Source organism: Anaerostipes sp. PC18, assembly GCF_039789045.1.
GTDB classification, from domain to species: domain Bacteria; phylum Bacillota; class Clostridia; order Lachnospirales; family Lachnospiraceae; genus Anaerostipes; species Anaerostipes hominis.
In genome coordinates, this window is the sequence record NZ_CP121164.1 from 661033 (window position 1) to 677154 (window position 16122).

17 protein-coding genes are annotated in these 16122 nt (G+C 47.3%); 12 read left to right on the plus strand and 5 right to left on the minus strand.

Annotation, left to right across the window (positions count from 1 at the left end; translation table 11 throughout):
• Positions 1-15: 15 nt before the first annotated feature.
• From P8F77_RS03685 to P8F77_RS03705, 5 genes are all read left to right on the plus strand, one after another.
• Positions 16-852: a pyridoxamine kinase gene (locus tag P8F77_RS03685; protein ID WP_024728497.1), complete on the plus strand. Its 837-nt coding sequence runs from the start codon at positions 16-18 to the stop codon at positions 850-852.
• Positions 833-1099: a TIGR04076 family protein gene (locus P8F77_RS03690; protein WP_024728496.1), complete on the plus strand. Its 267-nt coding sequence runs from the start codon at positions 833-835 to the stop codon at positions 1097-1099. Before P8F77_RS03685 ends, P8F77_RS03690 begins: the two co-directional genes overlap by 20 nt.
• 170 nt (positions 1100-1269) lie before the next feature.
• Positions 1270-1536: a pyridoxamine 5'-phosphate oxidase family protein gene (locus tag P8F77_RS03695; RefSeq protein WP_051405242.1), complete on the plus strand. Its 267-nt coding sequence runs from the start codon at positions 1270-1272 to the stop codon at positions 1534-1536.
• A 37-nt stretch (positions 1537-1573) separates the two neighbouring features.
• Positions 1574-1723 (plus strand): 4Fe-4S binding protein, encoded by a 150-nt coding sequence (locus P8F77_RS03700; RefSeq protein ID WP_235824586.1) that lies wholly within the window; start codon positions 1574-1576, stop codon positions 1721-1723.
• A 69-nt stretch (positions 1724-1792) separates the two neighbouring features.
• Positions 1793-2620 (plus strand): undecaprenyl-diphosphate phosphatase, encoded by an 828-nt coding sequence (locus P8F77_RS03705; protein WP_024728495.1) that lies wholly within the window; start codon positions 1793-1795, stop codon positions 2618-2620.
• Positions 2621-2725: 105 nt separating this feature from the next.
• Here P8F77_RS03705 and P8F77_RS03710 read toward each other — a convergent pair whose 3' ends face one another.
• Positions 2726-3976 carry a [Fe-Fe] hydrogenase large subunit C-terminal domain-containing protein gene (locus tag P8F77_RS03710; RefSeq protein ID WP_024728494.1) on the minus strand — a complete coding sequence of 417 codons (1251 nt, stop codon included), beginning with the start codon at positions 3974-3976 and terminating at the stop codon, positions 2726-2728.
• 11 nt (positions 3977-3987) lie between these two features.
• On the minus strand, positions 3988-5328 hold the full coding sequence (locus P8F77_RS03715; protein WP_024728493.1) for an FAD-dependent oxidoreductase: 1341 nt from the start codon (positions 5326-5328) through the stop codon (positions 3988-3990).
• Between the two features lie 189 nt (positions 5329-5517).
• Between P8F77_RS03715 and P8F77_RS03720 the strand changes: the two genes are divergently transcribed.
• Positions 5518-5661, plus strand: a complete 144-nt coding sequence (locus tag P8F77_RS03720) for an amidohydrolase family protein (protein WP_235824587.1) — start codon at positions 5518-5520, stop codon at positions 5659-5661.
• Between the two features lie 503 nt (positions 5662-6164).
• On the opposite strand, the gene P8F77_RS03725 is transcribed toward P8F77_RS03720, so the two are convergent.
• Positions 6165-6398, minus strand: coding sequence for a hypothetical protein (locus P8F77_RS03725; RefSeq protein WP_024728492.1), 234 nt, complete (start codon positions 6396-6398; stop codon positions 6165-6167).
• Positions 6399-6519: 121 nt separating this feature from the next.
• Here P8F77_RS03725 and P8F77_RS03730 point away from each other — a divergent pair, with 121 nt between their 5' ends.
• Positions 6520-7644 (plus strand): DUF6070 family protein, encoded by a 1125-nt coding sequence (locus P8F77_RS03730; RefSeq protein ID WP_235824588.1) that lies wholly within the window; start codon positions 6520-6522, stop codon positions 7642-7644.
• A 188-nt stretch (positions 7645-7832) separates the two neighbouring features.
• On the opposite strand, the gene P8F77_RS03735 is transcribed toward P8F77_RS03730, so the two are convergent.
• On the minus strand, positions 7833-9059 hold the full coding sequence (locus tag P8F77_RS03735; protein ID WP_347256138.1) for an IS110 family transposase: 1227 nt from the start codon (positions 9057-9059) through the stop codon (positions 7833-7835).
• Positions 9060-9428: 369 nt separating this feature from the next.
• Here P8F77_RS03735 and P8F77_RS03740 point away from each other — a divergent pair, with 369 nt between their 5' ends.
• Positions 9429-10211: a 4Fe-4S dicluster domain-containing protein gene (locus P8F77_RS03740; RefSeq protein ID WP_024728490.1), complete on the plus strand. Its 783-nt coding sequence runs from the start codon at positions 9429-9431 to the stop codon at positions 10209-10211.
• Positions 10208-11014 carry an MBL fold metallo-hydrolase gene (locus P8F77_RS03745; protein WP_024728489.1) on the plus strand — a complete coding sequence of 269 codons (807 nt, stop codon included), beginning with the start codon at positions 10208-10210 and terminating at the stop codon, positions 11012-11014. The genes P8F77_RS03740 and P8F77_RS03745 overlap by 4 nt, the downstream gene beginning before the upstream one ends.
• A 9-nt stretch (positions 11015-11023) precedes the next feature.
• Here P8F77_RS03745 and P8F77_RS03750 read toward each other — a convergent pair whose 3' ends face one another.
• Positions 11024-11539: a manganese catalase family protein gene (locus P8F77_RS03750; RefSeq protein ID WP_024728488.1), complete on the minus strand. Its 516-nt coding sequence runs from the start codon at positions 11537-11539 to the stop codon at positions 11024-11026.
• A 160-nt stretch (positions 11540-11699) separates the two neighbouring features.
• Here P8F77_RS03750 and P8F77_RS03755 point away from each other — a divergent pair, with 160 nt between their 5' ends.
• The 3 genes from P8F77_RS03755 to P8F77_RS03765 are packed head-to-tail and all read left to right on the plus strand — an operon-like array spanning position 11700 to position 16085.
• The gene (locus tag P8F77_RS03755; protein WP_034550051.1) at positions 11700-12587 is read left to right on the plus strand and encodes a cation diffusion facilitator family transporter; all 888 of its coding nucleotides are present in this window, start codon (positions 11700-11702) and stop codon (positions 12585-12587) included.
• Positions 12584-14314 (plus strand): ABC transporter ATP-binding protein, encoded by a 1731-nt coding sequence (locus P8F77_RS03760; protein ID WP_024728486.1) that lies wholly within the window; start codon positions 12584-12586, stop codon positions 14312-14314. The genes P8F77_RS03755 and P8F77_RS03760 overlap by 4 nt, the downstream gene beginning before the upstream one ends.
• Positions 14307-16085, plus strand: coding sequence for an ABC transporter ATP-binding protein (locus P8F77_RS03765; RefSeq protein ID WP_287518491.1), 1779 nt, complete (start codon positions 14307-14309; stop codon positions 16083-16085). The genes P8F77_RS03760 and P8F77_RS03765 overlap by 8 nt, the downstream gene beginning before the upstream one ends.
• Positions 16086-16122: the final 37 nt, after the last annotated feature.

Sequence of the window (16122 nt, forward strand, 5' to 3'; positions counted from 1 at the left end):
AAGATGAGGAATGACATGAAAGACCAAATACTGTTGATCAATGATCTGGCCGGTTACGGCAAAGTGGCACTGTCTGCCATGCTGCCGGTCATGACCCATGCGGGACTTAATTTATATAACCTGCCCACTGCACTCGTCTCAAACACTCTCGACTATGGAAAGTTTGAGATATTAGAGACCACAGAGTATATGAGGAAGACGATGAAAGTCTGGGAGGAGCTGGGATTTTCTTTTGACGCTGTCTGCACGGGGTTTATCGCATCTGAAGAGCAGGTAAAACTGATCTCAGACTATCTGAGAGATCAGAAAGAGAATGGAACATGGATTTTTGTAGATCCCATTATGGGAGATGAAGGGAAGCTTTACAACGGAATTGAAGGAAAAACCGTAGGTTATATGAGAGATCTGTGCTCCCTGGCCGATGTGATCGTGCCGAACCTGACGGAAGCAAGCTTTTTAGCGGAAATGTATCAGGGAAAGGAAGTCATCACAGAAGGAGAGAGCAGAGAGCTTCTCAAAAAACTCAGAAAGCTTGGTGCAAAATCTATCGTCATCACGAGTGTAAAGACGGAGGCCGGAGATTTTGTTTTGATCTATGACCATCAGACGGATACGGTGTCTGAGCTTCCATTTGAACAGATTCCGGTGCGTTTTCCGGGAACCGGAGATATTTTCTCGGCTGTTCTGGCAAGTCAGGTACTGAACGGAACACAGCTTGACAAAGCGGCCGAGCGGGCCATGACCGCCGTCAGAGAGCTGATCCTGCTCAACAGAGAGACAGCCGATAAGTTTAAGGGAATACCGATCGAGAAAAATCTGGAGGTGCTGAATTTTGAGACGTCCGAAGATTAAACTTACACTGATCGAAAGAAAAGGGGATCACGGTTGTCACCGGGGACATAAGGCCGGAGACAGTTTTGATTTTGATACGGAGAGGGGACAGCTTTGTCCGATGGCTATGCATGTGGCGTTTCCGTACGTTGATATTTTAAGATATGGCGGAAACATTCCGGGTCAGCCGGAGGGAACGGCGGTGTTCTGTTGTCCGGACGCGGATACGATTAATGTCTTTAAAGCTGAAATCATCAGTGAAGAATAGTGAGGAGCGGTTAATCAGAGTTAGCCGCTCCTTTCCGAATTTTACGGTATCCGAAAGATACCAGATTTCCTGGCGGTAACCATCCTACTTTTTTGTGCGTACTTTACGTTTGGAGAACGGGGAATTATCATGAAATTAGAATCTAAGCATTCACAAAGGAGGATAAAGGGATGACAGCAGAAGCGTGTATTAAATTATTAAGAGAGATCAAAGATGCGGCGTTTGCAACGGTAGATGAAGAAGGACATCCCCAGGTGCGCATTATCGATGTCATGATCGCAGAGGGAGAAAAGCTGTATTTTTGTACGGAAAGAGGGAAAGACTTTTACCGACAGCTGATAGCAAATGAATATACGGCTATCACAGGGATGAACAAAGAATTTCAGATGGTGAGGCTTTCCGGCCCGGTGAAAAAGCTTTCGGATCAAAAGATGTAGATTGACCGCGTTTTTGAGGAGAACCCGATGATGAACGATGTGTATCCGGGGGAAAGCTGAAGCATGTATCGGCTGCGGGACGTGCAGGGACGTATGTCCCCAGAAATGCATTAGTGAAGGAATGCCGTATATAATACTACAGGATATCAGTCATAAATATCTCATTCAGCCGCTGGATAATAAATGACGGTATTGTAAGTTGAAATTCTTCCTGAAGTGAAATATAATAAACAAAAACATGTAAGGGAGATAAATTATGAATGTAATAGAAATCGTAAAGTCGATTGTGCTCGGTATTATCCAGGGAATCACAGAGTGGCTTCCGATCAGCAGTACGGGCCATCTCATTCTGTTTGACAACATATGGCCAATGGCTTCAAGTCCGGAGTTTTTTGAAGTATTCAAAGTAGTCATCCAGTTCGGGTCTATTCTGGCGGTTCTGGTTCTGTTTTTTCACAAACTGAATCCATTTTCTCCGCAAAAGAGCAGAAGAGAAAAACGGGATACGTATAACCTTTGGAAAAAGGTCATCGTAGGGTGCATACCGATTATTATCGTAGGGCTTCCGCTGGATATGATATTGGAAGATTATCTATCGGGTGTCTATGTAATAGCGGCAACTTTGATCTTGTACGGTATTGCATTCATTGTCATTGAGAGCAGAAACAGGCGTCCATCCATGCGGTCACTGGAGGATCTGACTTATAAAGCGGCGTTTTTTATTGGATGTTTTCAGGTGCTTGCGGCAATTCCGGGGACATCCAGAAGCGGTGCAACGATCCTGGGAGCCGTGTTATTAGGCTGCTCCCGTTATGTTGCCAGTGAATTTTCATTTTTCCTGGCAGTTCCGGTCATGGCCGGGGCCAGCGGTCTGAAACTGATCAAATATTTTCTGAAGGTAGGAATGTTTTCAGGCAGTGAATGGCTTCTTCTGACTGTGGGAACCGTGGTTTCCTTCTTAGTGTCCATCCTGGCAATCCGTCTGCTGCTAAGTTACATCCGAAAACATGACTTTAAGGTCTTTGGGATTTACCGGATCCTGCTTGGTATCGTGGTAATTGTATACTTTGGATTCCTGGCATAATAATGAAAGAAACAAGTTTGGAATAAATAAAAAATGCATCTGTTACAGATTTCATTTTTCTGTAACGGATGCATTTTTAATGGGAAATATATATTTTTTGTATTTTTAACTATTTGCAAAATCTCTGGTAAACATGTCGCTCTTTTCCACAAACTCCTCCATATTTTTAAAACCAAGGCGGTGGAGAAGTTCCATCACATACGGATTGTCAAGGGGTGTTTTATATGGTGCTTCTTTTCCGTAGGTCTCTACATTTCTTTTTCCCTTGTCCTTATCAATGATGATTTTAGGCCCGCCGACACATCCGCCTCTGCATGCCATTCCCTCAAAAAAGTTGGCGTCTGTCTCGCCCTTTTGGATCTGTTCGATCATGGCCTTGCATGCAGGGACGCCGTCTGCCTGCTGTGCACGGACCGGAACTTCCCTTCCCGGACTGAGTTTTTCCACAGTAGACCTTACGGCCTCGCTGACGCCGCCGGTGTGGGCATAGATCCTGCCCGCCCTGGAGGAATGTTCCCTGTCGTTGTCGGCAAGTTCTTCCGGCCGTATCTCGGCCGCGTCGAAAATATCCTGTACTTCCTGAAATGTCAGTACATAGTCCACTGCATCTGCAATGTCCGGTTCCCTGGCTTCTTTCTTTTTTGCGATACACGGGCCGATGAATACTGTAACCGCATCGGGATGAATATGCTTTACCGCCCGCCCTGCCGCGATCATCGGGGAGACTGCTCCCGGCACGTGGGGGATCAGTTCATGGTAGATTTTGCGGATCATGGCGATCCAGACCGGACAGCAGCAGCTGGTGAGCTGGAAATCATCTCTTGAATTGATATGCTTGTCAAATTCCAGAGCCTCCTTCAGAGTCAGAATGTCTGCAAAGACCGCTACTTCCACCATTCCTTTGAATCCGGCGGCTTTCAGTGCACTTCTCAGCTGTCCTGGGGAAGCATTTTCATACTGGCCTACGAAAGCAGGGGCGATCAGGGCATAAACATCTTTTTCTTTACTGCGCACTTCTTTTAACACGGGGAAGATATCCTTGCTCTCTGCCAGCTTATCCAGCCTGCATGACTCAATACAGACACCGCATCCGCTGCATTTATCCGGATCGATAGCCAGCTTTCCGTCAACCTCTTCTATGGCGTCAAAAATACAGCTGTTTTTGCATGCCCTGTCATAGGCACAGCTCTCACATGATTCCGTGTGGATGACCGGGGCATACTGGTCCGGATTTAAAAGGCAGTCAAGCTGATGAGGATCATAGTCAGCCTCGCTGATATCTTCATTTTTCATTTGTTTTTGAAGCAATTCTTTGTAGAGTTCATGGAATGATGTTAATTTTTTTACTTCCGGCATATGAATCACTCCTATTCTGCATTCAGTGCGGCCATAGTGATATAATTGTACGGCTGATTAAAATGCGGAAGGAAAAACAGGTCGAACAGTTTTAACTTATCAATGGTGACTTTTTCCTGGATGGCCATAGAAAACAGGTGGATCGCCATGGAGATATCATAGTCGGAACAAAGCTGTGCACCGAGGATTCGTCGCGTCTTTTTGTCATAAACGATGCGGATCACGACCTTATAGTTGTCCTTCTCCATAAACCCGGCTTTCTGCCAGTCCTCATAATCTGTGGCGGCGGCATCAAAACCGAGTTTTTTTGTTCGCTCCAGGGAAAGCCCGGTGCTTACCATGTTTAAGCCCCAGATGCTGATCCCGTTAGAACCCTGTACCCCCGGGGATTTCAGCTCTGTACCGCAGGCGTTGTGGGCGGCAATGATCCCGGAACGGACCGCATTGGTGGCCAGTGCGATATAATCCGTATCTTCGATGGCATTGTTGTAAACGGTGGCACAGTCACCCACGGCATAGACGTCCGGGCGGCTGGTCTGCTGCATGAGATCTGTAAGATAAGCGCCGTTGTTGTGAAACTGCTTAAGCTGGCCGTTTCCGAGCTTCGTGTTGGGGCGGAAGCCTACACAGAATATGACCATGTCGGCGTCGTAGGTGTTTTGGTCTGTGACTACTTTATCGACTTTCCCGTTTCCTTCCAGCTGTTTTACTTTCTCTCCAAATGCAAGGCGGATTCCGTGGTCAGACAGCTGCTTTTCCATGCGTTTGCAGAATATATCGTCATAGTAGGCGGAGAGACAGGTGTCTGCGCAGTCAATTAAAGTGACTTCTCTGCCGTTTCTCTGAAAAGCCTCGGCAAGTTCCACACCGATATATCCGGCTCCGACGACAGCGACTTTCTTTATAGAGGTATCTCCAAGCTTTTCGATGACTTCCGCCGCATTCTGATAGAGCTTTACAAACTGGACATTGTCAAGACTCATGCCCGGAAGCTGGGGGCCTACCGGAGTAGAGCCTGTGGCAAGAATTAGCTTGTCGTAAGGGTACTCACAGTCTTTGCCGGCAGCATCTTTCGTATAGACGACCTTGTTGTCAAAATCTACGGAATTGACCGAGGTCTCCATATAGATCTTTGCGCCCTTCCCTTCCAGGATTTCTTTGCTGGAATAAAACAGCCCGTCAGGCCCGGAAATCTGTCCCCCGATCCAGAGAGCCATCCCGCAGCCTAAGAAACTGATATTGGAATTGGCGTCAAAGGCGGTGACGTCCACATCCTTATAATTGTCGAGTATCGTATTCAGCGCTGCGGTACCTGCATGATTCGCACCGATGACAATAATTTTTTTTGGCATAATCCTTATCTCCTTTATATCTGATAACACTTGGTATAATAATCAGTATGCCAAAAAAAGAAAAAATTATTGATTAGAGGAGGAATAAAACGATGCTGATCTTAAACGGGAAAATCCTTCCTATGGAAGGAGAAACTATAGAACACGGCTATGTGCAGACGAAAGGAAAGGTAATAAAAGAACTGCCGTGTGGATGACCGGGTCGGAAGCCTGAAACCCGGGAAGGATGCGGATCTCGCAGTATTTTCCGACAATCCGGTGAGTACCCTTACCAAGACGCTCTATACATTCATCGACGGTCAGATCGTTTACCATGAAGGAGATAAGAGTTAGGGTTTTAAGATGACCTTGATGCACTCGTCCTATTTTTGTCGAAGATTTTGTATGCGTGTTTCCCTTTACTAAGAGGAAGGCGGTGTGTGATGATATCGGTGGCGTCAAAGGAACTGTCTGGGATTGGGAAAGGATAGGGTCCACATATTTCTGTGCAGGGCACTGTTCCATTCTCAGTGTGATATTCCGGTCAAAAAAGTTGCCCAGAGGGAATAGATTGTATCTTCCACCGTAGACACCGATTATTGTCACGGTTCCGCATTTTCTCACCACTTCGGATGAGATCTCGATGGCAGACTTGGAGCCGGCCTGGAGTTTCAGGGCGGATTCCACTTTTTCCACAACCGACATTTTTCCGTCATACCCACGCAGTCGATGACACGTTCTGCACCCAGTAAAAAGGCCCATTTGATTGTCAAAAGGCGACTGGACCACAGCCTGAGACCACAACATCAGGAATAAGACCTGTTCATCTTCAAGTTCTTCCGGGACTTTTACAGGCCCTACATTGGCATAGGGGACCCGGAGATACTGTGCCTGTCCTCCGGGATATCCGCCGAAGGCGTCACTGTACCCGAACAGGCCGCCGGCTCCTCCGTTTGGATCAGATGGAGATCGGAAGCGCAGATGGCTGTGGAGGTCACTTTGACGATGATATTATTCTCCTTTTCGATCCTGGGGTCCGGAACCTTTTCTACTCCCACATCTTTCACCCCGTGATAAACAATCGCATCCATAGTTTGTACCGTCCTTTCTAAATATCATATTTACTTTTTAATATGGCTTTTGTCATGGACAGCTATACTTGACAATTAACTCTTACGGTTGTAAGATTTTAAAAAAAGGAGACAAATGACTATGAGAATCATAAAGATTTTGATCCCAATGCTGGGATGCCTTTTCTGCCTTTCTGCCTGCGGCACAGAAACGAACAAGAATCCGAAAGGAAGTACAGAAAAGATCAAAAAAGAACTCTTTGCGGCGGCAGACTGTTATAAGACGATTTATTCGTCCGCAGACAAAGGGAAAGGCATAAATCCGGTATTGTCCAAGAAGGAGATCCACAGAATCGTTTGGCGGCTCGGAACATGCGGATATTCCGCCGCGTGTATGGAAAATGACTGTGATATGCAGAATGGACGGACAGTGGAGAAAGCTTTGCGGAAGGCCGAAAAAGGCGGGAAGACTTCCACCGTGTTTTTTGGTGTCACCAGATCCGGTGGAATCCACAGATATGAACTTAGGATGAAAGGAAAGAAAGCAGAATTCACAGACGCCTATCTGGACTGGGACAAACAGGGAAATCCGGCGGTATCCTATGTAAAGACAGAAAAAGTATCCTCTTTTAGAATGACAGAGAAGGGCTGGCTGATCTGGGAGACCATACATACAGAAAATGAGGAGATGGACACCCACAGTATGATCCGCATCCGTCCCCTCTCAAAAGAATACCGTAGATTTTGCAGGAGATATATTGAACCGGTGGGTTACAGAGGAAATAATCTGTTTCTTACCGACTGGGATGAAAAACAGCCGGGGAAACTTTATATGAATGATCTCTATGAGTATCTGTACCGTATAGAGACCGGCAGATATTTTGACGGGGACAACGGGACAAAAGGAATACTGTCAGAAGAATTTGAACTTCTGCTTCAAAAATATCTTCCGTTTTCAAAGAGACAGATCCGTGCACTGGCAGACAGAGGCGAAGACGGAACACGTTATCTGTGGGAGCCTTTAAGGTGCGGAAACTTAATTCCCCAGAGTATGCCGGTTCCTGAGGTGATCCGGGCAGAGTATAAAAAAGACGGAAGGATCATCCTCACCGTGGATGCTGTTTTAAAACAAAAGGGGACGGACTGCCTGTTCCGCCATAAGGTGACCTTAAAAAAATCCGAGGACGGCAGAGTGCGGTATATCAAAAATCAGATCAGGAGCTCAGATAAAGAGAGAGTTTTAGATTATCAGAAAAGGAACCGATAAAGCTGTCAGACGGGAAGGTTTTCTGTTATAATAGCAGAAAGTGAAGACAGTCCAGCGGTGATATGTCAAGTATAAATTGAAACTTTTTTGCAGACTTTTTCATATCATATGCTGAAAAAAGGGTAACTTTAACAAGCCCTGCGATATCTGCTTTTGGAAGCAGGGCATTCATCAGCAGGAATAGAATTCTATTCCGCTGCTCGATATAGACGATTGTCTTTCAGCAGTCGAAAGACCAACCGCACAAATTTACGGGCAGTTAATGCGAGTGCACGTTTGTGTTGATGCCTGTTCACTTCCTTGTACTTGGAGTGATAGAAGCTGCTGTACTCCGTGTCGCATCTCACGAGAGACAAAGCACCTTCACACAGGTAATACTTTAAAAAGCGGTTGCCGGAGCGGATGAGTTTTGTATTCTCCGCCTCGAAGTCACCGGATTGATTCTGAGTCCAGGCAAGTCCTGCATATTTGCCAAGCTGCGCTTGACCTGGGAAACGGTTGATATCTCCGATTTCAGCCATGATGCCGGCTGAGATGACCGGCCCAATGCCGGGGATGGATATCAATACATTTGGCAGGAGTTCCATTTGTGCTTCGATAGCTTTATTGAACTCTTTGATCTGAGCATCCAGCGCCTTTATCGAGGTTATGGATATAGAAAGCACCTGATTTATGGAGTCATTCACCGTCTTGGGTAAACGGTAGGAACTCCTGGCAGCTTTCTGGATGGCTTTGGCTACGGCATCGGGATTGGGAAAGCGGTTCTTTCCTTTTTCCATAATGAAGTCCGTAAGTTCTTGTAAGTCCATCGCCGCCAATGCTTCTGCGGATTCAAACTCTTCGTAGACAGCTAAGGCAGTAGTGCTGAAGGTATCGGAAAATACCTTCTCCTGCGTCATAGTAGAATACTTCTTGAACAGGACATTGATGAATCGCTGTTTTTCTTTTACGAGGTTCTGTACGGCGAAGAAACGAGCCCTTGTAAGGTTCTGAAGGGCTTTATAGCGGTAATCTCCCAGATAGACCTCTTTGTTGATTCTACCAAAGCGCAGGCAGTCAGCAATGACAAAGGAGTCCATATAATCATTCTTTGGCAGGTCGTTATAGGCTTCCTTGAAGTTCTTTACCTGCTTGGGATTGAGGACATGGATCTTCCTGTTAAACGGAGCCAGAGAGGCATCTTCCCTCAGGAAATATACGAGATTGTCTCCATAGACAGATGTAGCTTCAAGACCTATGACGACTGTATCGAGGGAACGGGAAGTGACTGCGGAAAGAATCCGTTTTACCATCTGGGATGAGCCATCCTGAGAGTTTGCAACAGAGAAACAGCTATGTTTCGCACCATCAGGGAGCATTAGATAAATGACATTGGATTTGCTGCTGACATCAATACCGACGTAAAGTGGGTTCATGATATCACCTTCTTTCTATGTTGTATTTGAGTGTTCAATCGGCTTGGTAAAACCCATGATCACGGAGCATCAACACCCTCGCATATAAGAATCCGGTCTGAGATGGGCTGATGCGAACCACACTGCTAAATGGCAGTCCATGTACTCAGACAAACAGCCAGCTGGTTTGAAGCTAACTTCCATGTCAGGGGAACAGACTATCTTTGAAGCAACCATTTTTGGTTCAACAGGAGGTAACAGAACTATTACCTGATTGACACTAGGGAACAATTATACCATGGGCTTTACTAAGCCTATTGAACAATTTTTATTCAGTTATCAAGGTACATTTAATGTATCTAAAAGATATTATACGAGGAGGTTTTGAGTATGGAAATATCAAAAGTGACGGAAGTATTCTTCAGCCCTACATACAGCACGGAACGCATTGTCAGACTGATTGGTGAAGCGTGGGAAGAAACTCATCAGGAGATCGACCTTTCCAGAATACCAAAGGAAGGGGAAGTACACGAATTTGGAGCACAGGACCTGGTGATCTTCGGAGTCCCGTCCTACGGGGGAAGAGTGCCGGCTCCGGCTGCAGAGCGGTTTCGAAACTTAAAGGGACAAAAGACACCAATCATCCTTCTGACCGCATTCGGAAACCGGGACTATGACGATACTCTTCTTGAGATGAAAGACCTGGCAGAGGAGCAGGGATTTGTTCCTGCGGCAGCCGTGGCTGCAGCGGCGGAACATTCCATTATGCGCCAATATGCAGAAGGAAGGCCGGACAGCCGGGATAAGAGTGAGCTCACGGACTTTGCGGTGAAGATTCGGGAAAAGATAGAGCAGACAGAAGATACAGAAAGGGTCTCAGAGCTTTCCGTGAAAGGAAACCGGCCGTACCGGGAGTACAATGGCGTTCCCATGAAGCCTTCTGCCGGAAAACAGTGTAAGAAATGCGGTCTCTGTGCCCGTCTCTGTCCGGCCGGCGCCATACCTGCAGAGCATCCGGAAGAGACAGTGAAGAAAATGTGCATCTCCTGTATGCGGTGTATTGCCGTTTGTCCGGAACATGCAAGGAGCATTAGCAGACCGATGCTCCTTGCAGCATCTATGAAACTGAAAAAAGAGTGCAGTGAACGAAAAAGGAATGAATTGATCATATGAAGCCAGAACTGATTATGCTCGGGACCGGGCATGCAATGGTTACCAAATGTTATAATACATGTTTTTCCATCCGCAACGGCGAGGAATATTTCCTCGTGGATGCAGGAGGAGGGAATGGAATCCTTTTAAGGCTTGACGAAGCTCAGATTCCATTTGAACAGATCCGCAGTATGTTCCTGACCCATGCTCACACGGACCATATCTTAGGCGCCGTCTGGATCGTCCGGAAAGCGGCGTCCATGATGCTTTCGGAAGCTTATCACGGGTATTTTACCATCTACTGCCACGAGGAGGCCGCAAAGATCCTGAAAGAGATCTGCCGGCTCACATTGGCAGAAAAATTTTTGAAGTTTTTGGGCGGTAAAATACGGATACAGGAAGTAGAAGACGGAGAAGAGATGGATATCTCAGGGATGCACGTCCGCTTTTTTGACATACATTCCACGAAGGCAAAACAATTTGGATTTCGTGCAGATTTGGAGGAAGGCATTTCACTGGCATGTCTTGGTGATGAACCGTACAACAGCATCTGCAGACCTTATGTGGAAGGAGCGGACTGGCTGCTTTGTGAGGCATTCTGTTTATATGGCATGAGGGATATATTCCATCCATATGAAAAGCACCACAGCACAGCGTTGGATGCCGGGAATCTGGCCGAAAAACTCAAAGTCAGAAATCTGGTGCTTTACCATACGGAGGATACCGATTTAAAGAACCGGAAGAAGCAGTATACAAGAGAAGTGAAACTGCTGTACTCAGGGACTGTCTATGTGCCCGATGACCTGGAGGTACTGAAGCTGTGACAGAAAATGTCAGCAGCCAAGAACACTCAGATAATGCCGGAAGATCTGTACATGGACTTTTTCATCCATGGCGATCCGGTTTAGCACGGCGCAGACAAACGGGTCCTGTATCTTAGAGGCAGTCTCCAGATAAAAGCTGGCGGCCGCCTCTTCTGCTTCCATGTTGCTTTTCAATGCCTGGTGAAGATCCTTTGTATAATCAGGGGCGTCTCCGCTCCAGCATTGGCAGGGGTCTTCGGCGAATCTCGGATCGCCGCCCAGAAGGGAGACCAGTGTGCCGAGCATCTGCATGTGGTGCATTTCCACCTTTGCTATTTTCATCAGAGTATCGGCCAGTGAGGAATACTTTTTGAAGAAGATCCAGTTTTGATAAATGTATGTGGTGACAGCAGTCAGTTCGCTGGACTGGGCTCTCAGTGCAGGCAGTATCATTTCCGCATACCGGGGGTTCCGCCGGGCTGCTTTTACAGGCGGATAGGGATGGGGATCTGTGACCGCCGGATGGTAAGAATCACAAAATGTCATATGAAAAATCCTTTGCTGTTTCAGTTGTTTTTATAATATGCACGCCCGGCCGGACGGTGAATCTTTATAGTACATTTCAAAGGCATATGCATATTCTATAAGTACTCAGATTTGAAGGGTGTAGGGACCGGTGAGACAGCAAAGAAAAGAACGGATAGCCATGAAAGTGTCTGTCAACAGTATTTTTGTAAACCTGGTACTGTCAGCATTTAAATTATTTGCCGGCATTGCGGCAAGATCCGGCGCCATGATCTCGGATGCGGCCCACTCCGCATCCGACGTGTTCAGCACGATCATTGTCATGGCAGGGGTTGTCCTGGCTTCCAGGGAAGCAGATGAAAAACATCAGTACGGTCACGAACGGATGGAATGTGTGGCGGCGGTCCTGCTGGGCGCAGTGCTGTGCATAACGGGGCTTTTCATAGGAGCTGCCGGGCTTCAGAAGATTTTTGCGGGGGATCAGGGAAAACTTGTGATCCCTGGAGCCCTGGCCATGGCGGCCGCCCTGATCTCCATAGCCGTCAAAGAGGGGATGTACTGGTATACGAGGAATGCAGCCAGGAAAATAGATTCTGCTGCGCTGATGGCGGATGCGTGGCACCACCGCTCCGACGCCCTATCTTCCGTCGGCAGCCTTATCGGTGTCCTGGGAGCCAGGATGGGGTTTCCAATTCTGGACCCTCTGGCAAGCGTGGTGATCTGCATTTTTATTGTAAAAGCGTCCTACGACATTTTTGCAGACGCCGTGCGCAAAATGATCGATGAGTCGTGCAGCAGGGAGACGGTGGAACAGATGAGAAGCGTGATTCTTGACCAGCCCGGGGTCAGGGGGATTGACGATATCCGAACGAGAAAATTCGGGGCCAGGGTATATGTGGATGTGGAGATCTGCATGGACGGAAATCTTCCGCTCAGGAAGGCTCACGATACGGCGGAGAAGGTCCACTTAAAAATCGAGGAAAAGTTTGCGCCGGTGAAACATTGTATGGTACACGTAAATCCCGTCAAGAATGAAGATGGGGGAATGAACGAGGAAACGACAAAATGAAACTAATTTTATCTTACTTGAAACATTATAAAAAAATGTTTGCACTGAATGTATTTTCGGTATTCGGCTTTGCTCTTGTGGAGCTGGGGATACCGACCATCGTAGCGTGGATGATCGACCGGGGCGTAACGGAAAAGGACACGGCTTTTATTTTTGAGATGGGAGGAGTGATCCTTCTTGTCTCTTTGCTTGGAACCGCGGGGACGATCCTGCTGGGCTACTGCTGTTCCTATCTGTCTACCTCCATCACAAGGGACATCCGAAATGACATGTTTGAAAAGACGCAGGAATTTTCACACAGGGAATTCAAAGAATTTGGGACGGCATCCCTTATTACGAGAACGACCAACGACGCTTTCCAGATCCAGATGTTTTTAAATATCCTGTTCCGCACCGCCCTGATGACGCCGGTGATGACCGTCGGCAGCATCGTGCTCGTGCTGAAAGCTTCTTTAAGTCTTTCTATGGTGATCCTGGGAACTATACCTTTTATCGTTGTGGGAGTGATCATCGTGGCAAAACGCTCTGAGCTTTTAAGTGAACGCCAGCAGTCCTCGCTGGAATGGATCAACCGCATTTCCAAGGAAAATATCAGCGGTATCCGGGTCATCCGGGCGTTTACCAACGACAGGCATGAAAAGAAGCGCTTTGATGAAGCCAACAGCGCCTATATGGGATATTCCAAAAAGCTGTTTAAACTCATGTCTGTCACCCAGCCGGCCTTCTATTTTCTCATGAATTTAGCCGGTATGCTCATTTACTGGATCTCTAGCATTATGATAGAGCAGGGAGGGCTGAACATCGGACAGCTGGTAGCCTTCATGGATTATCTGTTCCATGTGATGTTCTCTATCATGCTGTTCTGCCTGGTTTTCATGATGTATCCCAAAGCGGCGGTCAGTGCCAGGAGGATCACCAGGATCTTCGACGCTGTGCCGGCAGTTGAAAATACTTCGGGAGAAGGAGGCAGCCCTATCCGCATTGATGAGATCACGTTTGACCATGTGACCTTCGCATACCCGGACGGAGAGGAAGCAGTGCTTACCGACGTGTCCTTCACTGTGAAAAAAGGAGAGACTATCGCCTTTATCGGCAGCACGGGTTCCGGGAAAAGCACTCTGATCAATCTTGTCCCCAGGGCTTATGATGTGTCCGGCGGAAGGATTTTGGTCAATGGGACAGACATCAGAGATATAGATCTTAGTTCCCTGAGAAATTCTATCGGGTTTATACCGCAGAAGGCACTGCTTTTCTCCGGAAGCATCGCAGATAATCTCAAGTTTGGAAAAGAAGATGCCTCTTTTGAAGAAATGGAGGAGGCGGCAAGAACTGCCCAGGCATATGATTTTATCATGGAAAAGGGCGGGTTTGACGTACAGATCACGGAAAATGCAACCAATGTATCCGGCGGACAGAGGCAGAGGCTTTCCATTGCGCGGGCACTTGTGAGAAAACCGGAAGTCTATATTTTCGATGATTCTTTCTCTGCTCTTGATTTCAAGACAGATGCAAAGCTCAGAAAAGAACTGAAAAAGGTTTTAAAGGATGCGGTCATGATGGTCGTAGCCCAGAGAATCACCAGCATCATGGATGCAGATAAGATTATGGTGCTCAATGAGGGACGGGTCGCAGGAGCCGGAACTCACAGAGAACTGCTGGAAAGCTGCAGGATTTATCAGGAGATCGCTGCATCCCAGCTGGATAAGGAGGAACTGGCCGATGATTAAGAAAATAAAACAGGCGGGTGCGGTGATCAGCAGACTCAGGCCGTTTATCGCTCCTTATAAATGGGGATTTATCGGAGCGGTTGTGATGACGGTTTTAAGCGTGGCCGCCATGACCTCGGCACCAAGGATCGAGGGAATGATCACTACCCGGCTGGCCAAAGACGCGGCACAGATCGCAGGGAAAGTACCCGGCGCGGGAGTCCGGTTTGATGTGATCGTGAGAATCCTTGCAGTACTTGCGGCTGTCTATATTATAAAGATGGCATCCCAGGTCATTAGTATGTTCCTGCTGACCAATTCCATCCAGAGCGCAATGCATGATATGAGAAATGCGGTGCAGGATAAGATCCGAAGGCTGCCGGTGAAATATTTCGATACCCACAGCTTTGGAGATACTTTAAGCCGGGTGACAAATGATATCGACTCGGTATCCAACGGTTTGCAGCAGAGTTTTACCCAGGTCATCAGCGGAGTCCTGACGCTCATCCTGGTCCTTGTGATGGTATTTACCATCCAGCCAGTGATGGCATGGCTGGTCGTGCTGATCATTCCTGTCAGTATTTTGATCAGCGTGGCTGTGGTAAGGAAAAGCCAGAAGCACTTCAAGGCTCAGCAGGACTCTCTTGGAGAACTGAACGGGACGATAACAGAGCTCTATACGGGATACAATGAGATTCTGCTGTTCGGAAGGCAGCAGTCTTCCCGGGAGCGGTTTAAAGAGATCAACGGAAGGCTCCAGAAGCATGCTCTGAAAGCACAGTTTGTATCTTCCATGATGAGTCCGCTGATTTCTCTGACTGTATATCTCTGTATCGGAGGTGTGGCAGTATCCGGGACTGTCTTTGTAATACAGGGGATGCTGACCGTGGGCAATCTCCAGGCTTTCATCCGCTATATCTGGCAGTGCAATGAACCCCTCTCTCAGGTGGCTCAGCTCTCAGCTCAGATCCAGGCGGCATTTGCAGGGATGAAAAGAATTTTTGAGATCCTCGATGAACCCGAGGAGATTCCCGATCCGGAACCGGGAACCCGTATCTCCGATGTAAAAGGAGAGGTTTCATTTGAGCATGTGGCTTTTGGATACGGAGATAAACCGGTCATAAAGGATTTGGATATTCATATAAAAAGCGGCCAGATGGTCGCCATCGTGGGTCCTACCGGGGCCGGGAAAACAACCATCATCAACCTGCTGCTGCGTTTTTATGACACAGACAGCGGAAGAATCCTGATTGACGGCGTGGATATCAAGTCCATGAAAAGAGAAGACTTAAGAAGCATGTTCGGCATGGTCCTTCAGGACACATGGCTGTTTTCCGGAACAATTTATGAAAACATCCGGTATGGAAGGCTGGATGCCAGAAAGGATGAGGTGATCGATGCGGCCAAGACGGCAAATGTCCATCACTTTATCCGGACGTTGCCGAAAGGATATGATATGGAGATCGACGAGGAAGGAAGCAATATTTCCCAGGGTGAAAAACAGCTTCTTACGATTGCGAGGGCAGTGTTAAAGGACCCGAAAATATTGATTCTGGATGAAGCTACATCTTCCGTGGATACAAGGCTCGAAAAGATACTTCAGGAAGCCATGCATAAGCTGCTGGCCGGAAGGACCAGCTTTGTCATTGCTCACAGGCTGTCAACCATAAAAAATGCAGACCTGATTCTTGTGCTGAAAGAAGGCCGGATCGTGGAGACCGGCACACACACGGAACTGCTAGAAGAAAAAGGATACTACGAACAGCTTTACCACTCACAATTTTCCACATAAAAAAATCACCAGGCCGTATTTTGTCAGGTCTGGTGAT